16 protein-coding genes are annotated in these 14,212 nt (G+C 63.3%); 13 read left to right on the top strand and 3 right to left on the bottom strand.

The annotated features are described in order from the left end of the window. Positions 1 to 534: 534 nt before the first annotated feature. The 10 genes from BWR02_RS02545 (at position 535) to relB (ending at position 6,620) form a co-directional block, all read left to right on the top strand. A complete protein-coding gene (locus BWR02_RS02545; protein WP_236101847.1) occupies positions 535 to 1,422 on the top strand; it encodes a sulfotransferase domain-containing protein in 888 nt (295 codons plus the stop codon). A gap of 719 nt (positions 1,423 to 2,141) precedes the next feature. Further along, the gene (locus tag BWR02_RS02540; RefSeq protein WP_129884317.1) at positions 2,142 to 2,396 is read left to right on the top strand and encodes a type II toxin-antitoxin system Phd/YefM family antitoxin; all 255 of its coding nucleotides are present in this window, start codon (positions 2,142 to 2,144) and stop codon (positions 2,394 to 2,396) included. Then, positions 2,393 to 2,647 carry a Txe/YoeB family addiction module toxin gene (locus BWR02_RS02535; protein ID WP_139556162.1) on the top strand — a complete coding sequence of 85 codons (255 nt, stop codon included), beginning with the start codon at positions 2,393 to 2,395 and terminating at the stop codon, positions 2,645 to 2,647. Before BWR02_RS02540 ends, BWR02_RS02535 begins: the two co-directional genes overlap by 4 nt. A 513-nt stretch (positions 2,648 to 3,160) precedes the next feature. Then, positions 3,161 to 3,508 (top strand): nucleotidyltransferase domain-containing protein, encoded by a 348-nt coding sequence (locus BWR02_RS02530; protein ID WP_139556161.1) that lies wholly within the window; start codon positions 3,161 to 3,163, stop codon positions 3,506 to 3,508. Then, complete coding sequence (locus BWR02_RS21030) at positions 3,489 to 3,635, top strand: HEPN domain-containing protein (RefSeq protein WP_201276104.1); 147 nt, start codon at positions 3,489 to 3,491, stop codon at positions 3,633 to 3,635. The genes BWR02_RS02530 and BWR02_RS21030 overlap by 20 nt, the downstream gene beginning before the upstream one ends. Before the next feature lie 125 nt (positions 3,636 to 3,760). After that, positions 3,761 to 3,901 carry a HEPN domain-containing protein gene (locus BWR02_RS02520; RefSeq protein WP_162559981.1) on the top strand — a complete coding sequence of 47 codons (141 nt, stop codon included), beginning with the start codon at positions 3,761 to 3,763 and terminating at the stop codon, positions 3,899 to 3,901. Between the two features lie 869 nt (positions 3,902 to 4,770). Further along, entirely contained in the window at positions 4,771 to 5,082 is a 312-nt protein-coding gene (locus BWR02_RS02510; RefSeq protein WP_139556160.1) for a nucleotidyltransferase family protein, read from the top strand. Then, positions 5,069 to 5,422 carry a HepT-like ribonuclease domain-containing protein gene (locus BWR02_RS02505; protein ID WP_139556159.1) on the top strand — a complete coding sequence of 118 codons (354 nt, stop codon included), beginning with the start codon at positions 5,069 to 5,071 and terminating at the stop codon, positions 5,420 to 5,422. The genes BWR02_RS02510 and BWR02_RS02505 overlap by 14 nt, the downstream gene beginning before the upstream one ends. A 548-nt stretch (positions 5,423 to 5,970) precedes the next feature. Further along, positions 5,971 to 6,309, top strand: a complete 339-nt coding sequence (locus tag BWR02_RS02500; RefSeq protein ID WP_139556158.1) for a toxin — start codon at positions 5,971 to 5,973, stop codon at positions 6,307 to 6,309. Further along, positions 6,306 to 6,620: a type II toxin-antitoxin system RelB family anti-toxin transcriptional regulator gene (relB, locus tag BWR02_RS02495; RefSeq protein ID WP_139556157.1), complete on the top strand. Its 315-nt coding sequence runs from the start codon at positions 6,306 to 6,308 to the stop codon at positions 6,618 to 6,620. Before BWR02_RS02500 ends, relB begins: the two co-directional genes overlap by 4 nt. Before the next feature lie 499 nt (positions 6,621 to 7,119). Here relB and BWR02_RS02490 read toward each other — a convergent pair whose 3' ends face one another. Next, a complete protein-coding gene (locus tag BWR02_RS02490) occupies positions 7,120 to 7,593 on the bottom strand; it encodes a pilin (protein WP_139556156.1) in 474 nt (157 codons plus the stop codon). Between the two features lie 413 nt (positions 7,594 to 8,006). On the opposite strand from BWR02_RS02490, the gene BWR02_RS02485 reads away from it, so the two are divergent. Further along, positions 8,007 to 10,145 carry a hypothetical protein gene (locus BWR02_RS02485; protein ID WP_139556155.1) on the top strand — a complete coding sequence of 713 codons (2,139 nt, stop codon included), beginning with the start codon at positions 8,007 to 8,009 and terminating at the stop codon, positions 10,143 to 10,145. 257 nt (positions 10,146 to 10,402) lie between these two features. On the opposite strand, the gene BWR02_RS02480 is transcribed toward BWR02_RS02485, so the two are convergent. After that, positions 10,403 to 11,353, bottom strand: a complete 951-nt coding sequence (locus BWR02_RS02480) for an Rpn family recombination-promoting nuclease/putative transposase (protein ID WP_139556154.1) — start codon at positions 11,351 to 11,353, stop codon at positions 10,403 to 10,405. Positions 11,354 to 11,454: 101 nt separating this feature from the next. Between BWR02_RS02480 and BWR02_RS02475 the strand changes: the two genes are divergently transcribed. Further along, positions 11,455 to 12,180, top strand: a complete 726-nt coding sequence (locus tag BWR02_RS02475; RefSeq protein WP_139556153.1) for a hypothetical protein — start codon at positions 11,455 to 11,457, stop codon at positions 12,178 to 12,180. A 503-nt stretch (positions 12,181 to 12,683) separates the two neighbouring features. Here BWR02_RS02475 and BWR02_RS02465 read toward each other — a convergent pair. Next, the gene (locus tag BWR02_RS02465; RefSeq protein ID WP_139556152.1) at positions 12,684 to 13,277 is read right to left on the bottom strand and encodes a Uma2 family endonuclease; all 594 of its coding nucleotides are present in this window, start codon (positions 13,275 to 13,277) and stop codon (positions 12,684 to 12,686) included. A 314-nt stretch (positions 13,278 to 13,591) separates the two neighbouring features. Between BWR02_RS02465 and BWR02_RS02460 the strand changes: the two genes are divergently transcribed. Beyond that, positions 13,592 to 14,035 (top strand): hypothetical protein, encoded by a 444-nt coding sequence (locus tag BWR02_RS02460; protein ID WP_139556151.1) that lies wholly within the window; start codon positions 13,592 to 13,594, stop codon positions 14,033 to 14,035. The last annotated feature ends 177 nt before the right edge of the window (positions 14,036 to 14,212 follow it).

Raw genomic sequence — 14,212 nt, 5'->3', positions numbered from 1 at the left:
TTTTAGGAGCCCGGCCCTCCGGGCGAACGGACCACCGCCCCCGATCAGCGCGTACTCGCTGAGAGGGCCCGGCGCCTACAAAGGACCCGATGCCCCAGCTGTAGGAGCCCGGCCCTCCGGGCGAACGAACCACCGCTCCCGATCGGGGCGTAATCGCCGAGAGGGCCCAGCCCCTACAAAGAACCCGATGCCCCAGCTGTAGGAGCCGAGCCCCCTGGGCGAACTGACCACCGCCGCTGATCGGGGCGTATTCGCCGAGAGGGCCCAGCGCCTACAAAGAACCCGATGCCCCAGCTGTAGGAGCCCAGCCCCCTGGGCGAACTGACCACGGTCCTGATCGACGCCGCTCCGCCGAGGGCGTTAAGGAGAAGCCTGATTGATCCGGAGCGCCATGATGTCTTATGGTCAGTGCGCAGTGAAGGCTCAGCACGCTCCAGGGCCTTCCGTGATACGGAAAGGAATCGCCATAATGACAGCCAGGATGGGTTTCATTCAGAGAGTTAGGGGGGTTGGGTGAGAAACATCGACTTCTTCATGGTCGGCGCACCGAAGTGCGGCACCACATCTTTGGCAGGGTACCTTGCCGAGCATCCGGGCATCTTTATGACGGACCCCAAGGAGCCGTCGTATTTCTGCAAGGATGACCTGCGCATGAACGAGTTGCGCAAGATCAGAACGTTGCAGGAGTATCAGCGGCTCCTTGCAAACGTCCCGCGCGCCGATGGTTTGCTGGCGGGTGAGGCGTCCACCTTGTACCTGGCCTCGCCCAACGCGGTGGGCGCCATCCTCGACTACAACCCGGCGGCGGTCTTCGTGGTCATGATGCGTAATCCGCTAGAACTCGCGCAGTCCTATCATAGCGAGGTCGTTTACGCCGGCATGCAAAAGGTCGCGGATTTCTCGAAGGCTTGGCGGGAACGGACCACGATTGCGCATGGCGCCGCGTCGGATGGTCTGATACCCGATCCACGCCTGCTCGACTATGGCTACATATGCAAGCTCGGCGATCAGCTTGAGCGCCTCTACCAGCAGGTGCCCCGAGAGCGCGTGCACGTCATCTTTCTTGAGGACATGAAGGCCAACGTCCGCGAGGTTTACGAGAATACCTTGCGTTTTCTCGGCCAACCCTCTGACGGTCGTGTCGATTTTCCGGTGCTCAATCAGCGCAAGGAGGCCCGCTATCGCTGGCTGGTCAAACTGGTGCGGACCTGCGCCCGAGACGTCGCGCGCCCCATCAAGGCCAGACTGGGATTGAGCCACGGGACCGGCCTGCTGCGGCGACTGGAGCACTTCAACAGGGTCGAGGTGGAGCAGGCGAAGCCGGATGGCGCGCTGCGGGACGACTTGATCCGCTTCTTCGCGGACGACGTGAAAAAATTGGGACGCCTGACTGGACGCGACCTGACTCATTGGCTGCATTAGGGCAGCTCCCAAGGTCCGTGCGTTGTATGGAGGACGGGGCCGCATGCGATGCCGCAGACTGTGTCGCTCCCGGTCCACCGGTCGCCCGCGGCCCTGGCGAATTTCGGGAAGCACGCGCAGGCCGCTTTCCTCTGCCAACAGGCGGGCGAGAAGGCGCTCAAGGGCCTGAGGTTCCCGCTGGCGGGTGGTCGGTCGGGATACATCCCGACCGGCCGGTGGCGTTATGGCAGGCTCTGCCGAAACCGCACCCTTTAGGAGCCCGGCCCTCCGGGCGAACGAACTACCGCCCCGATCAACGCCGCTTCGCTGAGAGGGCTCGGCGCCTACAAAGGCACCGATGCCTCACCTGAAGGAGCCCAGCCTCCTGGGCGAACTGACCACTGCCCTGATCATTGCCGCTTCGCCGAGAGGGCTTGGCTCCCACAACAAAAGGGAATGTGCATTCCGATCAAGCGAGTCTCAGCAGGAGATCGAGGCGATGGGCCGCCGACGCGCCAGAAATGTTCCACAGGCGCGGTCAAGAAATGCGAAAGATGGTGCGGAAAAGTAACCAGACCCCTTTTCCGGACCCCTTTTCCGCGATTGCCCTGGGCCAAAGGGTGATCCCATCGTCCCAACCAGCACGGCGTCACCGCCACCGGCGGCATCGGAGGAGTTGGGGGCCTTGCTCTCCAGTGCGCAGCTTGTACAATAAAACGTACAACTGAGAGGGCTAACTAATGGATGCGATCACCTATTCTGCGGCGCGAGCGAATTTGGCAAGCACGATGGACCGGGTTTGCGACGATCACCAGCCGATCATCATCACACGGAACGGCCAACAGTCGGTGGTCATGCTCTCCCTGGAGGATTACAGCGCTCTGGAAGAGACCGCTTATCTGCTTCGCAGTCCGGAGAACGCGAAACGCCTGCTATCGTCAATCGATCAACTGAATCGGGGACAGGGCACGGAACAGCGACTCGTTGAAGAATGAAGCTTGTCTTCTCTGAAGCCGCCTGGGATGACTATCTGTATTGGCAACGTCAGGACCGGCGCATGGTGGAGCGAATCAACAAGCTGATTCGCGACACGCAGCGCGAACCGTTTTCCGGCGCCGGGAAACCGGAAGCGCTCAAGCACGCCTTATCGGGCTACTGGTCGCGACGTATCACCGAAGAACACCGCATGGTCTACAGCGTAGGCGAAGACGCCCTTTTGATCGCCCAGCTTCGCTATCACTATTGAGCGCAAGGTCGATTTCCTGACCCTTGCGTCTCTTGCCCTGAAGGAGGCGCGATGTCCGATCCCCGTGTTGACGGGCAGTGCCGGTGGATGAACTCTCTGGGGACATCGGTGTGCCTCCATCCCACCTGGTAACGGATGGCTGATTGTCGCTCGGGATTCATCCCGACGGGCCGGTGGCGTTGTGGCGGGCTCTGCCGAAACCGCACCCTGTAGGAGCCCGGCCCTCCGGGCGAACACGCCACTTAGCCCCCCTTCTCCCGGGGTTAGCTTTGCGAGTTTCGATAGTCCCGGCGACTGCCTTTCAGGCGGTCAATGAGTTTCTGGCTTCATGGGATGGTGTCGGGATCGCGTAAGGCGCGCGACCTTGCGGTCGGGGCGAATTTTCTCCACTGTGTTAACCGAATCAGCCTCCTTTTTCCTCCCCGCGTTGTCTGTCACCCGCGTCGTGGTTCTGCTATCGTCCTTTATCACTCGTGAAATCAAGGTTCCTCAGCAGCGGCGGAAACCACCTCCATGCTCCCAGACGAAACTGACTTCGGGCGTGCGCTCGCAGACCGCTGGCTGCACGAGGCCGCGCAGCGGTTGCGCGCCGCCCTCAACCCGGAACTGATTCTGCTGTTCGGTTCGCGCGCGCGCGGCACCGAGTCTCGTCGCTCCGACATCGACCTGCTGGTCGTCTGGAACACCGATGCCCCGCCCTTGGAACGCATCGGCCAAGTGCTGGGCCTGCTCGCCGACAGCCCTTGGCCGGTGGATGTCATCGCGTATACCCCCGCTGACCTTCAGGCGCGTCGTCACAGCCCATTCCTGCGCCGCGCGCTCGAGGAGGGAAAAATACTCTATGAGCGTAGAGCGGATTAGGGCCGAGGCCGGCCGTTGGCTGCTCCAGGCCGAGGACGATTTGGAGGCGGCCGAGGCCCTGGTGAATTTCGGGAAGCACGCGCAGGCCGCGTTCCTCTGCCAACAGGCGGGCGAGAAGGCGCTTTAGGGCCTGTGGTTCCTGCTCGATCTCGATCCTTGGGGGCACTCGCTGACCCGGCTGATCAAGTCGTTGCCGGATAGTGCCCGCGAAGGGTTCGAGGCGCTATTCCGAGCGCGCTGTCGCTTGACAAGTTGTACATCCCGACACGCTATCCCGATGCCCTGGCGGAGCTGACGCCGTCTGAGGCCTATACCCGTGCGGAAGCGGATCAGGCCTGCACGCACGCACATGCGATCCTGGCTGCGGTCCGTACCGTCGTCACGTCCGGTTGAAACCCGACCGGCCGGTGGCATTGTGGCAGGATCTGCCGAAACCGCACCCTGTAGGAGCCCGGCCCTCCGGGCGAACTGACCACTGCCCCGATCAACGCCGCTTCGCCGAGAGCGCTCGGCTCCTCCAAAGGTACCGATGCCTCACCTGTAGGAGCCCAGCCCCCTGGGCGAACCAACCACCGCCCTGATCATCGCCGCTTCGCCGCGAGGGCTCGGCTCCTACCAAAAACCGCTGCCCACCCTGTAGGAGCCCAGCCCCCTGGGCGAACAGACCGCTTCCCTGATCAGCCCGGATTCGCCGAGAGGGCTCGGCGCCTACAACAAAAGGGAATGCGCATTCGGATCAAGCGAGTTTCCGCAGGAGATCGAGGCGATGGGCGGCCGACGCGCCAGAAATGTTCCACAGGGGCGGTCAAGAACGGCGAAAGATGGTGCAAAAAATTAACCCGACCTCTTTTCCGCGCCTTTTCCGGTTTCGTCCTATTGACCCGAGCCGGCTAGATGCGTGCGAGCTTGGGGTCGCTTCTTTCCCCTATACCTGCTGACGCCGCTGGCCGGTTTCCGATCGTCGTCTCGTCCTTGCTATCCGTCTGGATCTGCGAAACGTGCGACACCGATACTCCAGCCATCGCCACCACCTCTCTCAAGGGCCGATGGCAGCAGCGGCGGAGCCACTGAAGATCTTTCGAGCAGGTGCTGTGAAGTCAAGTCGCCAAATACCTTTTTAACCCGACCCTTCTTTTGATAGGCTGGAGCTACCGTATGATTACCCTGTTCGCTACTGTCCCTTATTTGCTGGTTTTCCTTGAAGACCTTGGTCTGTCCCTGTTTTTCCCATAGCGAACAGGCGCTTGGTGAGCGATTATCCGATGATTAACCCGAGTTTGTCCCTTTCCAGGGATGCGCTTGCGGCGTTCTGCCGAAAGCACCGGATCAAGCGTTTGTCGCTGTTCGGCTCTGCTGCCCGTGATGACTTTCGTCCCGAGAGCGATGTCGATCTCCTGTTAGAGTTCGCCGAGGACTCAAGGGCGAGTCTGTTCGATCTGGTCGAAATGCAGGAAGAGTTGTCGACGCTGTTCCCTGGCCGGACCGTCGACGTCGCTACACCGAGTATCCTGCAGAATCCGTTTCGGCGCCGCAGTGTCACTCGCGACTTGGAGACGCTGTATGCCGATGAATGACGAGGATCCAGCCTATCTGTGGGACATGCTGGAGGCCGCACGCGACGCCGTGGAGATCTTGGCCGGGCGGGACAAGGCGGCCTGGAATCAGGATCGGGTGATCCGCCTCGCGGTCGAACGCAGCGTCGAAATCGTCGGCGAAGCGGCGCGTCATGTCTCGCAGGCAACGCGGGCTGCCTATCCTGAGATTCCATGGCGGCAGATCGTCGGCTTGCGCAACATTCTCGCCCACGAGTACGGGCACATCGATCACGCGCGACTGTTCGAAACCGTTATTCGTGACCTGCCGGAACTCATTGAAAGATTGCGCGCCATCATTCCCGCTGAACCTGACGGATAGACCCGCGCCACGATGCGGGTTTCCTGTGCGGGCTTCGCCCGCGCTGGGCGCGGGTTGGTACGCTGAAGCCATCTGAATCGGCCGTGCCTCGACGGCCCTACGATGCCAATCCGACGCGTGGATCGAGCAGACTGCCGCCGTCTATCGCCGCTTTGGAAGCCCGCGAAAAATCACGCTGACCCCGATTGCCGCCACTTTCTTGGCCGCCTGTCTTGGGATCTGCCTAAACCGCACCCTGTAGGAGCCCGGCCCTCCGGGCGAACAGACCACCGTCCTGATTTCCGCCCGTTCGCGAGAGGGCTGGGCCCCTGGCAACGAACCGACGCCGCTCCCTGAAGTAGGCTCGCTACCGGAGCCAGGCCACGTTCTCCCTTCTGATCGAGCACGTTTCAGAAGGAGATCGAGGCGATGGCCGGCCGACGAGCCAGAAGTGTTCAACAGGGGCGGTCAAGAAAGGCGAAAGATGATGCAAAAAAGCAACCCGACCCCGTTTTTGCGTTCTGCTGTCCGAGCTTGCCAAGTATCCGTAACTTGCGTATACATGAGTCATGAAAGCCTTGTTCGTAGAACTGCCTGCCTTCTCCCGCCACAGAGCAGAGTTTTTGACGGACGAAGGCCTCCGGGCCTTGCAGAACACCTTGATATCGAATCCTGAAGCGGGTGACGTGATCGAGGGTGCCGGCGGGCTGCGGAAGCTTCGCCAAGTCGATCCGCGGCGCAGCAAGGGCAAGCGCGGCGGGCTTCGGGTGATCTACTTCTGGTGGAAGACCGGGCAGCAGTTCTGGCTCTTCACCCTCTATGATAAGGATACGCTGGACGACCTGAGCGCGACGGATCGCAAGACTCCAAAAGAAATGCTAAATCGCGAGTTAGAGGCGAGACGATGAAAAAGCGGAACCTGTTTGCCGAGCTTGTCGAGGGCATCGAGGCCTTGGCGGATGAACGGACCGGAAAACTGACGCTGCGTACTCACGAAGTGGTCGTTACGCAGCCGGTGGAAATCAGCGCTGCCGAGTTGGTGGCGCTGCGGGAACGGCTGCAGCTATCCCGCCCGGTGTTTGCACGCTATCTGCGGACTAACGCGCGCACCCTGGAAAATTGGGAGCAGGGTCGGGCGCGTCCGAATGCCCAAGCCGCATTGTTGATTCGCTTGGTCGAGCGTTACCCCGATACGGTTGAAAGGCTGGCGACAGTCTGACGGAAAGCAGTGACGTCAGTCTGAAACCGGACTGATAACCGCGAATTGTGGGTTTGGATTCATGCCGACACGACCGACCATCGGCCCGGTCGGACGGTGCCAGGAGAGGGCCGTAGGCGCGATTAGCGTAGTGTAATCGCACAAATTTGGCGCTTCCATTCCTCCGAATACGCGGCGCTATTCGGAGCTACGCTGGCTTTTTCACTCTCCGCCTTGAAACCGTGGTCTGTCCCCGTTTTCTTCGAGGTGTAACAAGCTGGTTCGGAAATACTTCCCGTCGGTTAAGCAGCGTCATCCGTATCCGACGGTGCGCTTCGCGTCATGACCTGAGGCAGGAGCCGTATGCGGTAGTTCCGCTCGTACGGATCTGTGCGGGGGGGCGGGGAGTAATCTCCGTCCCTACCGCGACCCCCGTTTTCCGGTTTTCCTGGCAAGAAAAAGCCCCTCGGGGGAGGGGCTTTGGTTGACTGAATTTAGGCAATAGCAGGGACGTCAAGACTTAGCGGCAGTTCGCTGGGCGATAGCGGGCAGCAAGCGTGCCTGAGCATGCCCAGACTATGGCGTCTGTAGGTGCTGTGTTTATTGCAAGTGCATTACCCCCGGAGGTAGGCGTAAGGGTAAGGGTATCAGCACCGTTCGCTCCACCTGCCCTGGCGGTATAAGTCACCGTGATTACGCCCGTAGCGGCGGTAATAGCGACGCCGGATACGTTAGTCGTCGCTGCGGGAGAGGTCCAGCCAGCACCGAGGTCGGCGGCGGCCGAGGCTGCATTCTCTGCGACGTTTGTCTTGGCAGCGCTAGCGATTGCCAAGCCTTCTGAGACTCGCGCGCGAATGGTGTAATCCTGATACGCAGGAATCGCGATAGCTGCCAAAATACCGACGATCGCCACGACGATCATCAATTCGATCAAGGTGAAGCCCTGTTGACCGGAGGTAACCGGCGGGCGTTTCAGTTGGTTTAATGCGTTCATGGTCGTCTCCGGTTGAATGTTGTGAATGGGTGTTTGTACTCCCATGCCCTTAGTAATCAGTAACCGTGCCAAGCGATGTTTTATCGCCCTTGTTTACGCTGTAAGCCGCATGGCTGCTGGGCAAGGGCTTTGGCAGCCGACGTGGCGTGATTGATGTCTCTGATCCGGCACCGTCCTGGGTGATCGACGGACCGGGTCAGGAAGTGACGCTTTTCGTCACCCGTTCGGCTGGGGGTCGCCCCCAGCCGAACGCAAGCAATGGGGGGCCGGGATTCGCGCGCGCTGACTCTCTAGAGGCAAACCTCAGTCCCCTTGGCCGCCTCGCCCCATAGCCGGCGGCTATCCACGTCCCCCGCGCAGCGCCTGCCTGCTATCTTCCTATCCGTATCCCGGTCATGACCCCAAGGAAAGCCATGAAGACTCAGCGGTACGATTTGCTGTATTTCGGCGTTGCGGAGCAGGAGGACGCTCGCGAACTCGCGGCGCTCGGACTGGCGCGTCTGCTCGGCATCGAGTTGCCGCAGGCCGAGGCCGTGTTGAACCGGCCCAATGTGATCCTGCGGCAGCAGCTTCTGGAAGAGGAAGCCAGGGCCCTGCAGGCGGCGCTGTTCCGCATCGGCATTCGCAGCAACTACCAGCCGGCGTCGCGGGGAACTCACCAGTTCGAATTGGTCCCGCTGGAAGAAGAGAAAGCGCGGTCCGAGACCCTGGTCTGTCCGAACTGCGGGACCGAGATCACCACCGAGCCGGGCGAGGTCTTGCCGGAGGTCTGTCCGTCCTGCGACATCGTGTTTGCGAAATACGGGCAGTACACGCAGGAGCAAAAGCAGCGCGAACGCCTGCGCCAGCGCCTTTTGGCCAAGATGAAGGCCGAGGAGGCGGAGGCCCGGGAGGAAGCCGAACGCATCGCGCGACAGGCGCTGGCGCGGCAGGTCGAAGACGAGGTCCGCCGCGAGCTGGGTTTGCCTTCGGTGATCAACAGTCGCGCCCGACTGGCGGGTGCAGCGAGCGGCCTGCTGCTGGCCGGACTGTTGGTCGGGCTGGGCGCATCGCAGCTCGCCGGGCGGTTCGGCGACCGGGGCGCGGATTCGGCCGATGTCTTCGCGGCAGCAGACACGGTGACACCGGCGGTGGGCGGGGACATTCCGGCTGACCCTGGAATGGAACTGGTCGCCGCGATGCAGGGGGATGGGTCGGCCGATCCGGCGACTTCGTTGGCAGCCGGCGCGCAAGGGCTGCCGATTGATCCACTGGGCGCCGGTGTGATGCCTTTGAACGGTGCCGCGCCTGCCACGTTAGACCCGGTGCTGTCCGATGCGGGGGCGGGCGGTGCGGTGCTGCCGGCTCAGGGCGGCGAGCGCGTCGTTGCCAAGCCGCCGCGTTTCGTGGTCGATCCGGTCGTGGTGCGGGCGGCGATGATAGCGGACGCAAGCGCTGCGGCCGATCCGCTCGAAGCCTTGGGGCAACTGGCGCTGCATTTCCTGGCCCTGCGCGATGCGAGCAAGGCGGCGGCAGTCGCCGCCGAAATGCAGGAACGGGCCGCGAGCGGGTTGACTGGGCTGCCGGCGGTGAATGCGGCCGCGACGCTGGCCTATGTGCGCTTCGTGTTGGGGGACCGGAAGGGGGCCGACGAGGCATTTGACCGCGGTCTGGCGCTGGCAGGGCAGTTGCCGGATGCCGCCGGACGCGGCGCCGGTCTGGCAGCGCTGGCCGTGCAAGCGGCGCGGGGTCTGCGGCCGGACGATGCCGATGCGCTGTTCCGCAAGGCCAATGCCGAAGTCCTGGGGCTGCGTAGTCCGGCGGACCGGCTGCAGGCGATTTGCGCGCTGGCCGAGCGTTATGCGTTGGCGGGCCGGCGCGCCAACGCGCTGGCAGCGCTGGATCATGTGGCGCGGCAGTTGGCGGCCCTGCCCAAGGCGGATGCGCGGGCGGACGTCGGCGCACGCCTCGCGCTGGCGCACGCGGCGCTGGACGATTTCGGTGCGGCCTGGGATGCCATCCGGCGCCTGCCCGCGGGGCCCGGGCGCGATGCAGCCGTGTTCGCGCTCGCGCGGACGGCGTTGAACGGGGATCAGCTGACCTGGGGTGCGGAACTCGTGGATCGGCTGACGGTGCAGGGATACGCCGCGCGGGGCCAAGCCTGGTTGGGGCTGGCGCGAACGCGGGTGCGACTCGATGGCGCGGCAGCCTTCGCTCAGGCGGATGCGCGCTCGCGCGAAGTGGCCGATCCGGCGGAACAGGCCGACGTGCTCGGGCGGCTCGCGGCGGCGCAGTTCCTGGCCGGGGATCGCTCCCGTGCCGACGGCTATGTCACGGATGCGCTGCGCGCGGCGGAACGCATCGCCGCGCCGGACGAGAAGGACCGGGTGCTGACTGCCGTGGTCGAACGCTTGGCCACCGCGTTCATGAGCGATGCGGCGGCGACGGTGCTGCCACAGATCGAAGGCGCGGGGTTACGCGCGGCCGCCGAGCGGTCCGTGGCCGCGTCGCGGCGATTGGCGGCCATCGTGCTGCCACGACCGGTACCGGGCTCCCCGCTGCGCTCCAGATAACAGAGCTGCGCGGGATGTGGGGTTACGGTGCGGAAGGAGAACCCTGTCAGCGACGCCCGCGTCGTTCCGGGTGGGACCCCGGAACTCAGTGGTAGGGCGGATAAGCCAGCCCTGAGCGGAAGCGAGGGGCGGACGCATCCGCCGAGGATGGATTCCGCGGATGCGCCTGACGGCTTATCCGCCCTACGGTCCTGGCTAGATCGCTGTATTTGTCATGGCAGCGGGTAGGCCGTGGCGGGGGTTACGGCCCGGCGCCCTCAGTCGGCCAGTACGGCTTCCAGGCTGGCGGCGTCCAGCACGCGGACCGCATAGTCTTCGAGGCGGGCGAGGCTCGCCGTTTGCAGTCGCGCGTCGACCCAATCGGGCAGGTCGCCGAAGCGGCTGGCGAGCAAGCGTTTGACCAGGGCCGCGGCTTCTTCGCGGCGTCCTTCCGACAGTCCTTCGCGGACCCATTCTTCGGCGATCGTCGACATGAATTCGTTGCCTCGGGTGAAAATGCGTTGTACGGATTCGGACAGTGCCGCGCGGCTCAAGTGCGGGGCGCCGCTGGCGACGTTGCGCAGCACGGTGTAGAGATAATCCAGGCCGCTTCGCTGTTCTGCCAGGTTGGCGAGTAGCGTCGGTATACCGGGCAGGCGCTCGCCCAGCTGCGGGCTGAATATGTACTTGAGCACGAGCAGAGCGACGCGCAACAGCGCATCGCCCTGGAGTTCCTCGTCCGAATAGGCCGAAAGGTCGGTCAGCAGGTAACGGAACGCGGGAATGAACGGATCGAACGCGCCGGGGGCATCGAACAGGGCACGCGAGTCGAGCGGGATGTTCCAGGGCTGACGCCCGTGATAGACAACCACCGGCAGGATGGCCGGCAACAATCCCGCATGGCCGGCCTTCAGCGTTTGCTCGGCGATGCGGGTGATGTAGCGCATCAGATCGAGTGCGATGCGCCGTTCGGGGTGGCTCTTGTGTTCAAACAGCACGTGGACATAACCCGGCTCGCCGTTCAGCCAGCGCACGGCATAGAGCAGATCGGAATGATGCTCCGCGAGTCCCGGATCGACAAAGCTGTCCTTGCGAATCTCGAGGCTGTCAGGCTGTATCAGTCCGGCGAGGTCAGCCGTCAGGTGATGACGCAGGAACGAGGCGGCGACATCCTTGCGGCTGAACGCCTCCTTGAAGAACCGGTCGTGGGGATTGACGGGCTTTGCCATGCGCCGTTTATGCCACCACGGGGGCCAGCGCAGCCGGGTCCGGTACAATGACGGCGACGGCAGATCCGGCCGCAAGTCACTGAAATCAGTCCGTGCCCCGCATGAAACAGCAGAGCGAACCCGAATCCTCCCGGCGTTGGCGCTTCGGTGCCGAGGCGGCCAACAACATCGTGCAGACGGTGGCCATCGTCGCGGCGGGTGCCTGGGCGGTGTACACGTTTATCTACCAGGCCAAGATCGCGCCGAGCCAGGAGCCGCCCAGCCTGTCGGTGACGAGCACGCTGGCGGAGGTGGGGCACAAGGGCGATCAGGTAGCAATCCGCTCGACCGTGACGCGGACCAACGTCGGGCATACCGGCGTCCGTCTGCTGGCGCTGACCTACAACCTGATCGGCAGCAAGGTCGCGTTCGCGGACAAGATCTGGCCCGGCCCCGAGCCGGAACTCGAGCTGAGCCGCTCGAACCGCATTACGTCGGCACGCTATTACTCGGCACCGGAGCAGGAGGTCATCTTGCGTCATGGGATTCTGTTCAAGGGAGCGGCGCAGTTGGATGACGGGCAGGCGGTGGGTGAGTCGGTGCTGTTTCCCGGCGAATCGATTTCCCGCGACATGATCTTCTATGCCGACCGGGAGAAATTCGATTTCGTGCACTTCCAGGTGCAGCTGACCTACGCGAAGGAATCGGATCCGCCCGTGCCGCTGAGTTTCCGGCTTGGCGAACAACAGCAGCTCGAGGCGGTGCCGGTCACGCCGTGCCGGCCGGCCGACGATGAATGCACACCGGTCGTGACGACCGATTTCGCGACCGATCTGTCGTTGTGGTGAGCGCCGCCACGCCGGGTTTTTGGTAGGAGCCGAGCCCTCTCGGCGATGGGTCGTTGATTGTGGAGGCGGTCTGTTCGCCCAGGGGGCTGGGCTCCTACAGGGTGGGCAGCGGTTTTTGGTAGGAGCCGAGCCCTCTCGGCGAAGCGGCGTTGATCGGGGTGGTGGTTGGTTCGCCCAGGGGGCTGGGCTCCTACAGAGTGGGCAGCGGTTTTTGGTAGGAGCCGAGCCCTCACGGCGATGGGTCGTTGATCGGGGCGGTGGTTGGTTCGCCCAGGGGGCTGGGCTCCTACAGGGTGGGCAGCGGTTTTTCGTAGGAGCCGAGCCCTCGCGGCGAAGCGGCGTTGATTGGGGCGGTGGACTGTTCGCCCAGGGGGGCTGGGCTCCTACAGGGTGGGCAACGGTTTTTGGTAGGAGCCGAGCCCTCTCGGCGAAGCGGTGTTGGTTGGTGCGGTGGTTGGTTCGCCCAGGGGGCTGGGTTCCTACAGGGTAGTCCAGAGGTGGTCTCAGAGTTCCGGCTTGGGCAGACGCTCCGCAAGGTCGTCCCAACCGATCGACACGCCGGCCAGCACGCCGACCGGAGTGGTTCCCTTCATCTCGTAGATCTCCGGCTTACCGTATTCGCTTCCGTTCAGCCGGTAGACCGAGATTACACGGTCCGTCGGGTGGACCAGCCAGTATTCCTGCACGCCGGCGCGCTCGTAGACCGCGCGTTTCAGGAGTTGATCGTGACTGGCAGTGGATGGCGACAGCACTTCGACGACCAGATCCGGGGCGCCCCGAACGCCGCGGCGGTCGAGTTTCGACTTATCGCAGACGACCAGCACGTCGGGCTGCACGACCGTGTCGATCTGTTCATCTCCCTCGTCCCCCTTCGGGAGCCGAACGTCGACCGGCGCGATGAAGGCGCGGCAAGGTTTGCCGACGAGGAAGTTTGCCAGCTGGCGGAAAATTTCACCGGCCACCTCCTGATGATCGAGCGTCGGCGCCGGCGCCATCAGGTAGGCGTCGCCGTCGATCAGTTCGTACCGGACATCGTCCGGCCAGTGCAGGTAGTCGCCATAGGTGTGGCGTTCGTGATCGCGCAGTGCGAGGCCCATGACCGTTCACCTCATGAAGTCGGATCACCATTCTAGCCGAAAGCGATGACGCGGGTCCGGCGGTCCAGGCCACAAGGGCGGGCTCATCGCAGGCCTGCCGATGCCGTCGCCTTTCGCTGGCGTCGGCCATGAGCTACCATCGATTCGGACGTTCGTTTCAGGTGCGCGCGGCAGCGGGGGGATCGTTTAGGTCGGTCGCTGTGCTTGTGTGATGCGTCCAGATGGCGGGTAAACAAAAACTATAAGAGCAGGCCGGGGGTTGACCGAAGCGGCTTCCCGTTCCGTCCTCATTCATTCAGGAGGTTCATCGGAAAATGAGCAAGACCATCGATCTGGGGCGGTATTTCCGCGAAGGACTGCTGCCCGACATGCCGAATTTTCCCGATGAGGTCGAGGTGTACACGACGACCGACGTGCATAGCCTCGCCCGGGCACTGGTGCGCTACACGGAGATACTGAGGGGCGAACCGCAGAACGTGCCCGACCTGATCCATGGCGGCAAGCGGGGCCCGCGGGTGCACCATCCGGTGGTGCTCGATACGCTGTGGCATTTTGCGACCGTCGGTCCGCAAAGTCTCGATTACTGGCAGCAGTATGTTGCGTCGTCGCTGGTGCATCAGCGCGTCGCGCACGAAGCCGAGCAGCTGGCGCTGATCGTCGGCTTGCCGATGATCGTCGATGGGTGCGACCGTGATTCGATGATTCAGGTGTTTGAGCAGGTGCCGGGCATCGACCTGAACAAGTTCGAGTCGTTCTGAGGTTTGGTCCGTCGTGTATTCGCCCAGTAGGCGTGGCTCCTACGCGGTGGTGTCGTTTTGTTGTAGGAGCCGAGCCCCCTCGACGAAGGGGTGTCGATCAGTGCGGTGGTTGGTTCGCCCGGAGGGTCGGGCTCCTACAAGGTGGTGTCGTTTTGTTGTAGGAGCCGAGCCCTCTCG

It is taken from the genome of Methylotetracoccus oryzae (assembly GCF_006175985.1).
In the GTDB taxonomy this organism is placed as follows: domain Bacteria; phylum Pseudomonadota; class Gammaproteobacteria; order Methylococcales; family Methylococcaceae; genus Methylotetracoccus; species Methylotetracoccus oryzae.
Note: the sequence above shows the minus strand (reverse complement) of the source record. Positions and strands in the feature narration are given on the sequence as shown.

Excerpts from the sequence above, each read along its gene's own strand:
- BWR02_RS02545 (WP_236101847.1), top strand. The coding sequence starts at position 535 with ATGGTCGGCGCACCGAAGTGCGGCACCACATCTTTGGCAGGGTACCTT.
- BWR02_RS02540 (WP_129884317.1), top strand. The coding sequence starts at position 2,142 with ATGGATGCGATCACCTATTCTGCGGCGCGAGCGAATTTGGCAAGCACG.
- BWR02_RS02535 (WP_139556162.1), top strand. The coding sequence starts at position 2,393 with ATGAAGCTTGTCTTCTCTGAAGCCGCCTGGGATGACTATCTGTATTGG.
- BWR02_RS02530 (WP_139556161.1), top strand. The coding sequence starts at position 3,161 with ATGCTCCCAGACGAAACTGACTTCGGGCGTGCGCTCGCAGACCGCTGG.
- BWR02_RS21030 (WP_201276104.1), top strand. The coding sequence starts at position 3,489 with ATGAGCGTAGAGCGGATTAGGGCCGAGGCCGGCCGTTGGCTGCTCCAG.
- BWR02_RS02510 (WP_139556160.1), top strand. The coding sequence starts at position 4,771 with ATGATTAACCCGAGTTTGTCCCTTTCCAGGGATGCGCTTGCGGCGTTC.
- BWR02_RS02505 (WP_139556159.1), top strand. The coding sequence starts at position 5,069 with ATGCCGATGAATGACGAGGATCCAGCCTATCTGTGGGACATGCTGGAG.
- BWR02_RS02500 (WP_139556158.1), top strand. The coding sequence starts at position 5,971 with ATGAAAGCCTTGTTCGTAGAACTGCCTGCCTTCTCCCGCCACAGAGCA.
- relB (WP_139556157.1), top strand. The coding sequence starts at position 6,306 with ATGAAAAAGCGGAACCTGTTTGCCGAGCTTGTCGAGGGCATCGAGGCC.
- BWR02_RS02490 (WP_139556156.1), bottom strand. The coding sequence starts at position 7,593 with ATGAACGCATTAAACCAACTGAAACGCCCGCCGGTTACCTCCGGTCAA.
- BWR02_RS02485 (WP_139556155.1), top strand. The coding sequence starts at position 8,007 with ATGAAGACTCAGCGGTACGATTTGCTGTATTTCGGCGTTGCGGAGCAG.
- BWR02_RS02480 (WP_139556154.1), bottom strand. The coding sequence starts at position 11,353 with ATGGCAAAGCCCGTCAATCCCCACGACCGGTTCTTCAAGGAGGCGTTC.
- BWR02_RS02475 (WP_139556153.1), top strand. The coding sequence starts at position 11,455 with ATGAAACAGCAGAGCGAACCCGAATCCTCCCGGCGTTGGCGCTTCGGT.
- BWR02_RS02465 (WP_139556152.1), bottom strand. The coding sequence starts at position 13,277 with ATGGGCCTCGCACTGCGCGATCACGAACGCCACACCTATGGCGACTAC.
- BWR02_RS02460 (WP_139556151.1), top strand. The coding sequence starts at position 13,592 with ATGAGCAAGACCATCGATCTGGGGCGGTATTTCCGCGAAGGACTGCTG.